Genomic DNA, 2,087 nt, shown 5'->3' on the forward strand with positions numbered 1-2,087 from the left:
GCGAATCGCGGGTGCGCGCCCGAAATAGTGGCAGCACCGCGCGCACGGCATCCAGGCTGGTGCCGCCGTGGCTGTAAAGCTCATTGACCAAAGCCCAGCTCAGCACGTAGTCGCGGGCCGGGGTGTCGCCGAAATCGGCGGTGGCCTGGGTATAGAGGCGTTCGGCGGTGCCCGGCGCGGTGGGCAGCTGCCCGCCGGGCGGCAGCAAGCGGGCCTGCATGTAATCGCTGAAAAAAACGGCCAGTGGAGCACTCAACGCAGCTGTTACCGTTGGGTAGTAATAGTCAGCCAGGGGCAACTGCGCCAGGAAATCGTAGTAACCGGCGGGCAGTTGGGGTTCGCGATGGGCCTTGCGCTTGTGCGCCGCCACGTAGCGCAGCAGCGCGGCCCCGTGCTGCACCCCGAGCACTTGCCGCCGCGACTGCAACAACGCCGGGGGCAGCGGCTGGCGGGCGTGGTAGAAAGCCAGGGTATCGAGCTGCTGCTGCCGGCGGGCATCCACCCGCTGCCGGAATTCGGCCGGCGCCAAGTTGATAAACTGCCTTTCGGGCAGGTTATCATAATCAAAGTCGAAAATCCGCTGGGCTCGCGTAAGGTAAGTGTTGACATAGGCTCCCCGGCCGGCGAAGCGAATGGTGCCGACCAACTGTTTTCGGTCAAAATCAACAACCAGCGAATCGCCTGGCGATAGAAATACGGTTTCAAACTCGCCGCAGGAAAGCTGGGCATCAATAGGCCCGGCCAGGTTTTTTATCCGCAACTCAAAAGCGCCTCCTACGCCCACGGGCACTTTCGCCGCCAGATGCCGGACTTGCCCCGGAACTGGCCTGTAGAACAGCCTGATGGTGTCGTGCGGTCCGGCATTGGCCACGGTGCCGCGCAGCACCACCTTGGTAGGCGGCGCAACCGCTGCCACGGGCGTGGCCAACTGCCGAACGGTTGCGCAGCCGCCCAGCAGCAGCATGGCAGGGAAGAGGTGCTTCATAAAGCGGAAAACAAAAAGCTAGTGAGGATTTCGTGCGCATGTTCGTCAACAATTGCTCCAACTATCAATTTCAGGTATTTATATATACCTTGCCCAGGCGTATTTATCAGTTGCTTATTGCAGCTACTGTTGCCTTTCGCGCGGTTTCGTTCCGCAAGCTTAGCGCAGACTAACGGCAGTTGCTTTTGCGGCAACTATTGCCTTTTTTCTGCTAATGCTTCGCCATTTTACGTTCGTATTCGCGCTCTGGTCGCTGGCCCTCGCCGGCCACGCCCAAACCACGCCCCTCGCCCAGTGGCATCACCTCGACCCCGCCGCCGACCACGTGATGGGCATCAGCACCGACCGGGCCTACGAGCGGCTGCGCACCCTGCCGCACAAGCCGGCGGCACGGCCCATCATCGTAGCCGTGATTGATAACGGCTTCGACACAGCGCACGTGGATTTGCGCCGCGTGCTGTGGCACAACCCCGGCGAGGTGCCCGCCAACGGCCGCGACGACGACCACAACGGCTACCCCGACGACGTGTACGGCTGGAACTTCACCGGCGGGGCCGACGGCCGCAACGTCTACTTCAGCCAGAAGGAGGAAACCCGCCTCTATACCCGCCTCCGACCGCTATACGAGCACCAGACCCTGGCCACCGTGCCGCCCGCCAAGGAAACCGAGTTCCAGCTATATGAGCAGGTGAAGAAAGCCTACACCGCCAAGCGCGCGGCGGCCGAAGCAGATTACGAGGACGACGCCCGAGAGCTGGCCAAAGACCTGGCCAACGTGGCCGCCCTGCGCCGGGCCTACGGCGTGGCCGTGGTCGACTCGGGCCGACTGTGCCAGCCGCCTGCCGATACGGCCTTCGCGCGCCTGGCCGCCCGCTACTACCGGGCCGTACGCGGCCAATTTCCCAACCTCGACTCCCTCGCCAACAATTATAGCCGCTACCATGCCAGGCTGAAACAGCCCCTCGACTATTATTATAACCTGACCTACAACCCGCAGGCGCTGGTGGGCGACCATCCCGCCGACCTCGCCGAGCGCCACTACGGCAACCCCGACGTGGAAGCCGACCCGCGCGACCACGGCACCGAGCACGGCACCCACTGC

The 2,087-nt window shown here is 63.3% G+C and carries 1 protein-coding gene and 1 pseudogene; one reads left to right on the top strand and one right to left on the bottom strand.

Going from position 1 to position 2,087, the window contains the following annotated elements:
* On the bottom strand, positions 1 to 985 hold a 985-nt coding region (locus tag ACYVDE_RS21040), incomplete at its 3' end, for a hypothetical protein (protein WP_460503496.1).
* Between the two features lie 214 nt (positions 986 to 1,199).
* On the opposite strand from ACYVDE_RS21040, the pseudogene ACYVDE_RS21045 reads away from it, so the two are divergent.
* Positions 1,200 to 2,087: pseudogene (locus ACYVDE_RS21045) on the top strand (peptidase S8); the annotation flags it as partial.

Source organism: Hymenobacter agri, from assembly GCF_054778495.1.